This is a genomic window from uncultured Brevundimonas sp. (assembly GCF_963974615.1).
Lineage (GTDB): Bacteria > Pseudomonadota > Alphaproteobacteria > Caulobacterales > Caulobacteraceae > Brevundimonas.
Map to the genome: position 1 here is coordinate 147,701 of NZ_CAXBDH010000009.1, position 7,391 is coordinate 155,091.

The window sequence follows — 7,391 nt, forward strand, 5'->3', positions numbered from 1 at the left end:
CGTGTAGAGGGGGCGCATCGCTATGGTCCCCGCCGTCTCGTCCGGGCGCGTCTGCGGCGAAGATTCAGGGGCATGGAGACACTGATTGGGTTTCGAACCGCGTATTCTGGTCGTCGCGCCTGACGACAGTCTGGTTGCTGCGCTGTGTGAGGGGCTCGATGGCCTCGGCTGGCGCACGGTCACGGCGCGCTCTTCGGCGGCTGCCGTGGCCAGTCTCGCCGATCTGCCGGTAGAGGCGGCGATCGTTGACGCGCGGACTCCGGGGGCCGTCGACACCGTGGCGGCCCTGCGCGAGGCCGCCCTGCCCCGCCGGCTGCCGGTCATGGCGCTGGGGGGCGAGGGGCCGGAGTGGACCCGGGACGCGGCCGATATCGTCATGTCGTCGCCACCGCATGCCGTCCAGGCTGCCCTGCGCCTCGAACAGCTGGTCAGGGCTGCCGTCGCCGAAGAGGAGATGAGTCAGCGCGACGCCACCTTCGCCGCCGGCGGTGCGCCCCTGCCCGTCCTTGCGGTCGATTCGTCGCCGCTGCGGATTCTGGCGGCGGGCAAGCCCGATCACCGCTTTCTGGCCCTGTCCAACGCCCTGTCCGTTCACGGATGTGAGGTGGTGGCCGCCCCGACACCCTATACGGCCTTCGACTATCTGCATGAACGCAGTTTCGACGCCGCCATCCTGTGGGGAGCCGAGGATCACGCCCCGGCCCTGTCGATCGCCTCGGGCATGAAGCGCAATACGCGTCTCTATCATATTCCGGTGGTGCTCTATCTGCGTGGGTCCGGCGAGATAGACCTCAACGAACTGTTCAACCGCGGCTTTGCCGATGTGGCCGCCGCCGATACGCCGGAGGAGGAGACCGCAGAGCGGGTCGTTGCCCTGGCCGCCGGGCACCGCCGTCATCAGGCGATTCGCCGGACGCTGGAGGCGGCGCGCGGGTCCGGTTTGACCGATCCCGCCACCGGCCTGTTCACGCCCGAACTGTTCGCGTCCCATCTGGCCAGGATTTCCGGCGGGGCCCGCGTCCGGCGGCGTCCGTTGTCGGTCTGTGTGCTGCGCGTGGCCGAGACCGAAGCCGTCGCCAATGCCCGTGAAGGTGGCTGGCTGGCGCGCGCCCTGCCCCAGATCGGGGCCATGGTCTCGCGGCTGATCCGGACAGAAGATACCGCCGCCCGCCTGTCGGCCGATGTCTTTGCCCTGGCCCTGCCCGCGACCGAGGTTGGCGCGGCCCGTATCGCCGCCGAACGGATCGCCGCAGTAATCGGCTGTACGGCCTTCGATGCCGGAACCGATCGTTCGCCCTTCGTGGTCGAGTTCGAGGTCGGGGTCGCCGAGATCCTGACCGATGAATCGCCGGCCTCGGTACTGGACCGGGCCTCCAACGACGTCGGCAAGCGCGGCTAGAGAAACGCCCGAAGCTCAGGCCCGGGCGACCCTTGCCAGATCGGCAGTGATCCGTTCGGCGACCTTGAGGCGTTCCTCCGGCGTGTCCCAGTCGCCCTTGACCACGATCTTCTGGTCCGGCCGCAGCTTCCAGAAGGCGTGGTTCTTCTGGATCAGCCCGACCAGCCCCATCGGATTGGGGAAGGTGTTGTTGCGCAGGGTCAGCACCGCGCCCTTGGGGCCGATGTCGATGCGTTCGATACAGGCGATCTTGCAGCTGGCCTTGATGCCGACGATGCGCAGCAGTTGGCGGGCCTCGTCCGGCAGGGGGCCGAACCGGTCGATCAGCTCGGCGGCCAGGGCTTCGCGTTCCTCGCTCTGCTCGGCGTCGGACAGGCGACGGTACAGACTCAGACGCACATTCAGGTCCGGCACATAGGCTTCGGGGATGAGCACGGCGGCCCCGACGTTGATGGCCGGCGACCAGCCCCGGTCCGGGGCGTCGCCATCGCCGTTCTCGCGCAGCTCGGCCACCGCGTCCTCCAGCATCTGCTGGTACAGTTCGACCCCGACCTCGCGGATGTGGCCCGACTGTTCGTCGCCCAGAAGGTTGCCGCCGCCGCGCTGATCCAGATCGTGGCTGGCCAGCTGGAACCCGGCCCCCAGATTGTCCAGCGACTGCAGCACCTGCAGCCGCCGCTCGGCCGACAGGCTCATCGGCTTGTCCGTCGGGGTCGTCATATAGGCGAAGGCGCGGGCCTTGGAGCGTCCGATGCGGCCGCGGATCTGGTGCAGCTGGGCCAGGCCGAACATGTCGGCCCGGTGCACGATCAGGGTGTTGGCCGTGGGGATGTCGAGGCCGCTTTCGACGATGGTGGTGGACAGCAGCACGTCATAGGAGCCGTCATAGAAGGCGCTCATCACGTCTTCCAGCTGGGTCGGCGACATCTGGCCGTGCCCGACGACGAATTTCACCTCGGGCACGTGCTCGCGCAGGAACTCCTCGATCTTGGGCAGGTCCTTCAGGCGTGGCGCGACATAATAGGCCTGACCGCCGCGGTATTTCTCGCGCAGCAGGGCTTCGCGCACCAGCACCGGATCCCACGGGGTGACATAGGTCCGCACCGCCAGTCGGTCGACCGGCGGGGTGGCGATGATCGACATTTCGCGGATGCCGGACAGGGCCATCTGCAGCGTGCGCGGGATCGGTGTCGCCGTCAGGGTCAGCAGATGCACATCGGCGCGCAACGACTTCAGCTTCTCCTTGTGCTTGACTCCGAAATGCTGCTCTTCATCAACAATAACAAGGCCAAGATCACGGAACCCGACCTGATCTGACAAGACGGCGTGGGTGCCGACCACGATTTCGAAGGACCCGTCCTTCAGACCGGCGCGGGTCTCGGCGGCATCCTTGGCCGTGACCATGCGTGAGAGGTGACGGACACGAACCGGCCAACCGGCAAACCGTTCGCTGAAGGTTTTGAAATGCTGACGGGCCAGCAGGGTGGTCGGGCAGACGATGGCCACCTGCTGGCCGGTCATGGCCACGACGAAGGCGGCGCGCAGGGCCACCTCGGTCTTGCCGAAGCCGACGTCGCCGCAGATCAGCCGGTCCATCGGCGTGCCCTTGCCGAGGTCTTCCAGCACATCGCCGATGGCGTTCAGCTGGTCGTCGGTCTCCTCATAGGGGAAGCGGGCGCAGAATTCGTCGAACAGACCGTGCGGCGGGGTGATCGACTCCGAGGTCCGCATCGCGCGTTTGGCGGCCAGGGCGATCAGCCCCTCGGCCATGTCGCGCAGCCGGGCCTTGGCCCTGGACTTGCGGGACTGCCACCCTGCCCCGCCGAGCCGGTCCAGCTGGACCCCGTCGCTGTCGGTACCGTAGCGGGTCAGCAGGTCGATGTTCTCGACCGGCAGATACAGTTTGCTGTCCCCGGCATAGAGCAGCTCGAGACAGTCGTGCGGGGCCTCCTGGATATCCAGTGTCTTCAGCCCCTCATAGCGGCCGATACCGTGGTCCAGATGGACCACCAGATCACCGGTGGTCAGGGCCGAGGCTTCGGCGAGGAAGTTGGAGGCCCGGCGCTTGCGGCGCGGCCGCGCCAGCCGGTCGCCGAGGATGTCGGTTTCCGAGATCACCGCGACCTCATCGGTGACGAAGCCGTGCTCAACCGGCAGGACGCCGCGCAGCATCATCTCGCGCGGTGCGGCCTGGACATCGGCCCAGTTGCGCACGGCGATCACATGGTCGAGGCCGTGATCGGCCAGCATGGCCGCCAGTCGTTCGGACGAGCCTTCGCTCCACGAGGCGAACAGCACGCGTCGGCCCTCGGCCTTCAGCGCCCGGGCATGATCGGCCACGGCCTCGAACAGATTGACGCTGTCCTGGGCCCGCTCGGCGGCGAAGGTCCGGCCCAGCCGTCCGCCGGCATTATCTCCGCCTCCCTGCAGCGGGGAGAATCGACGCACGGCGCGTCCGGCCAGGGCGCTGTTCCAGTCGGCCTCGTCCAGATACAGGGCTGCGGGCTTCAGGGCCCGGTTGGCGGCCCCGGCCTTGCTTTTTGACGCCGCCTGCCGCGCCTCCCAAGCGTCGGCGGTCAGGGTCCAGCGTTCGGCCCGGGCCTGTTCGACCTGGTTGTCGACAAAGACGGCGGCGCTGTCCGGCAGATAGTCGAACAGGGTCTCCAGGTTCGGATAGAGCAGTGGCAGCCAGTGCTCCATGCCCTGCCGCCGCGCGCCCTCGCTGACGGCGGCGTACAGGGGATCGTCATTGCCGCTGCCGAACAGGTTCAGATAACCGGTGCGGAAGCGCGAGATGGTCTCGGTGTCGAGCAGGGCTTCGGACACCGGCGACAACGACACGGATTTCAGCTTGCCGGTGGAGCGTTGGGTTTCCGCGTCGAAGGTGCGGATCGATTCCAGTTCCGAGCCGAACATGTCCAGACGGACCGGTTCTTCGAATCCGGGCGGGAAGACGTCGATGACGCCGCCACGCACTGCATATTCGCCGCGCTCGGACACCGTTGAGGCGCGCATATAGCCGTTGGTGGTGAAATAGATCTCCAGCGCCGCCATATCGAGATCGCGACCGACCCGGGTCTCGAAACCGGCGCTGTTGGTCACGGCGCGCGGCGGGGTGCGCTGGATCGCTCCGGCCACCGTGGTCACGATCAGCAACGGCGTCCGGTCGTTCGGATCCCGGTGCGACAGCCGGGTCAGGGTGGCCATCCGCGCGGCCGAGACCGAGGACGACGGGCTCAGCCGGTCATAGGGCAGACAGTCCCAGGCGGGGAAGTCGAGGACCTCCATCTTGCCGGAGAAGAAGCGGAAAGCCTGATTGAAATCATTGGCCCGGCTGTGGTCGCGGGCGATGAACAGACCGACTCCGCCGCTCGCTGCCAGCCGTTCGGCCACGATCAGGGCATCGAGCCCTTCCGGTGCGCCACCCAGTTCGGAATCCACGCGAGGCGCCATGCCGCCGTCCATCAACCCGCGCCCTCGGCCACGACCGCGGCGACATGGTCACGCATGAAGGTCTGGAGCTTTGCCATCACCGGGCCGTCATGCTCGGTCGGAACCGGTTCTGTTCCGGTAATCCAGCCGTACAGATCGCGGTCCTCGGCCTCCATCATCGCCTCAAGGGCATCCAGCTCGGCCGTCTCCAGGGTCGGCCCCACCTGTTCGGCGAAGGGGCCCAGCACCAGGTCGGCCTCGCGGAAGCCGCGACGCCAGGCCCGGAAGGTGATCCGGCCCAGTCGTTCTTTCAGACGCGCGTTCGTATCGGCCACAAGGTTCCTTGCCCGGTCCATTCGTTTCACTGACGCGTTCAGATAGCGTTCCACGGATCGTTTCGCCAGCTATGCTGTCCCATCATGCGGCCCCAGATTCTCTTTCCCCTGTTCGCGGAGGTCTCCAGCCTGAAGGGCGTGGGGCCGCGCATCCTGCCGCTGGTGCAGAAATTGGCCGGACCGCTGGTGCGCGACGTGCTGTTTTTGAGCCCTGCGGGTCTGATCGTGCGTCGTCGCACTACGGCCGCCGCCGCCGTCGAGGGTGAGGTCGGGGTGTTCGAGGTGGTCATCGACCGGCTGATCCCGCCGCACAAGGTCGGGGTGCCGCTGAAGATGCGGGCCAGTGACGACACCGGCTTCATCCATATGATCTGGTTCGCCGGCTCGCCCCAGCATATCGACCGTCAGGCCCCGGCCGGGTCGCGTCGGCTGGTCTCGGGCAAGGTCGAACGCTTCAACGGCGAAGTCCAGATTGCCCACCCGGATTATATCCTGCCGCCGGAACAGGCTGACGAGATCCCGGGCGTCGAGCCGGTCTATCCGGCCACCGCCGGTCTGACTTCGCGGGTGGTGCGCAAACTGGTGTTCGGGGCGCTGGCCGTGGCCCCCGACCTGCCGGAATGGCAGGACCCCGCCTGGCTGGCGGCGCGCGGCTGGCCCGACTGGCACGCGGCATTGGTGGCCCTGCATGCGCCGACCGGTCTGGCCGATCTCGAACCCGACGCCCCGGCGCGCCAGCGACTGGCCTATGACGAACTGCTGGCGCACCAGCTGGCCCTGGCCCGTCGTCGCCATGCCCGACAGATCACGCCCGCCGCCCGCATCAACCCCGGCCCGGTGTCCGAGGTCCTGCTGGCCGCCCTGCCCTTCACCCTGACCGGGGCCCAGTCGACGGCCATCGCCGAAATCCGCGCCGACCTGGCCTCGGGCGAGCAGATGGGACGGCTGCTGCAGGGCGACGTCGGTTCAGGCAAGACGGCGGTGGCGGCCCTGGCCATGGCCGATGCGGCCTCGTCCGGGGTCCAGTCGGCCCTGATGGCCCCGACCGAAATCCTCGCCCGTCAGCACTGGCAGCGGCTGGCCCCGATGCTGGAAGCGGCCGGGGTCCGCTGTGTCCTGCTGACCGGACGTGACAGCGTTGCGGAACGTCGCGAGCGGCTGGATGCCCTGGCCACGGGGGCCGCCGCCGTGGCCATCGGCACCCACGCCTTGTTTCAGGACGCAGTTCGCTTCGACCGTCTGGGTCTGGCGGTGATCGACGAACAGCATCGTTTCGGCGTCAATGAACGCCAGCGGCTACAGGCCAAGGGCGATCCGCGCACCGGCGGCGTGCATCTGCTGACCATGTCGGCGACGCCGATCCCACGCACCCTCGAACTGACCCAGTACGGCGAGCTGGAGGTGTCACGCCTGACCGAAAAACCGCCCGGTCGCACCCCGGTGGCCACCGCCGTCCTGCCCCTGACCCGCATCGGCGAGGTGGCTCAACGCCTCAAGGCGGCGCTGGACAGTGGAGCCCAGGCCTACTGGATCTGTCCACTGGTGGCCGAGTCCGAGGCCAGTGATCTGGCCGCAGCCGAAGCCCGGGCCGTCGACCTGGCCCGCATCCTCGGGGTCGAGGTCGGTCTGGCCCACGGTCAGATGCCCGGACCCCGGCGCGAGGCGGTGATGGCGGAATTCGCCGACGGTCGTCTGCCGGTTCTGGTCGCCACCACGGTCGTCGAGGTCGGAGTCGACGTGCCGAATGCCTCGATCATGGTCATCGAACACGCCGACCGGTTCGGTCTGGCCCAGCTGCACCAGCTGCGTGGCCGGGTCGGGCGTGGGGCCAAGGCCAGCGCCTGTATCCTGCTGTACGGGGCTCAGGACGGCGGTCTCGGCAATACAGCGCGCGAACGGCTCGAGATCCTGCGTCGCACCGAGGACGGGTTCGAGATCGCTGAGGAAGATTTTCGTCTGCGCGGTGGTGGCGACCCCCTGGGCCTGCGCCAGAGCGGTTTTCCGGCCTATCGCTTCGCCGATCCTGTGCGGCACCGGTCCCTGATGCTGGCCGCTTCGGACGATGCCCGACTGGTGCTGGGCCGCGATCCCGAGCTGACCGGTGAGCGCGGCAAGGCGGTGCAGATCCTGGAAGCCCTGTTCGACTGGCGTATCGACCGGACGGGTGCGGACTAGATGTGAGCTCTCAATAGGTTGTCCATCCGGTCCAGGCCGGGGAAGCTGGA

At 68.0% G+C, this 7,391-nt stretch carries 4 protein-coding genes; 2 read left to right on the forward strand and 2 right to left on the reverse strand.

Translation table 11 applies throughout. The annotated features are described in order from the left end of the window. Nucleotides 1-85: 85 nt before the first annotated feature. Nucleotides 86-1,399: a diguanylate cyclase gene (locus AAC050_RS08100; protein WP_339914560.1), complete on the forward strand. Its 1,314-nt coding sequence runs from the start codon at nucleotides 86-88 to the stop codon at nucleotides 1,397-1,399. A 15-nt stretch (nucleotides 1,400-1,414) separates the two neighbouring features. On the opposite strand, the gene mfd is transcribed toward AAC050_RS08100, so the two are convergent. Continuing rightward, entirely contained in the window at nucleotides 1,415-4,864 is a 3,450-nt protein-coding gene (gene mfd, locus AAC050_RS08105; protein ID WP_339914561.1) for a transcription-repair coupling factor, read from the reverse strand. Beyond that, complete coding sequence (locus tag AAC050_RS08110; RefSeq protein ID WP_339914562.1) at nucleotides 4,864-5,166, reverse strand: succinate dehydrogenase assembly factor 2; 303 nt, start codon at nucleotides 5,164-5,166, stop codon at nucleotides 4,864-4,866. The genes mfd and AAC050_RS08110 overlap by 1 nt, the downstream gene beginning before the upstream one ends. Nucleotides 5,167-5,250: 84 nt before the next feature. Between AAC050_RS08110 and recG the strand changes: the two genes are divergently transcribed. Further along, the gene (recG, locus tag AAC050_RS08115) at nucleotides 5,251-7,341 is read left to right on the forward strand and encodes an ATP-dependent DNA helicase RecG (RefSeq protein WP_339914563.1); all 2,091 of its coding nucleotides are present in this window, start codon (nucleotides 5,251-5,253) and stop codon (nucleotides 7,339-7,341) included. Nucleotides 7,342-7,391: the final 50 nt, after the last annotated feature.

What these genes read in the sequence shown, in the direction of transcription:
- recG (WP_339914563.1), top strand. Translation starts at nt 5,251, where the DNA reads ATGCGGCCCCAGATTCTCTTTCCCCTGTTCGCGGAGGTCTCCAGCCTG.
- mfd (WP_339914561.1), bottom strand. Translation starts at nt 4,864, where the DNA reads ATGGACGGCGGCATGGCGCCTCGCGTGGATTCCGAACTGGGTGGCGCA.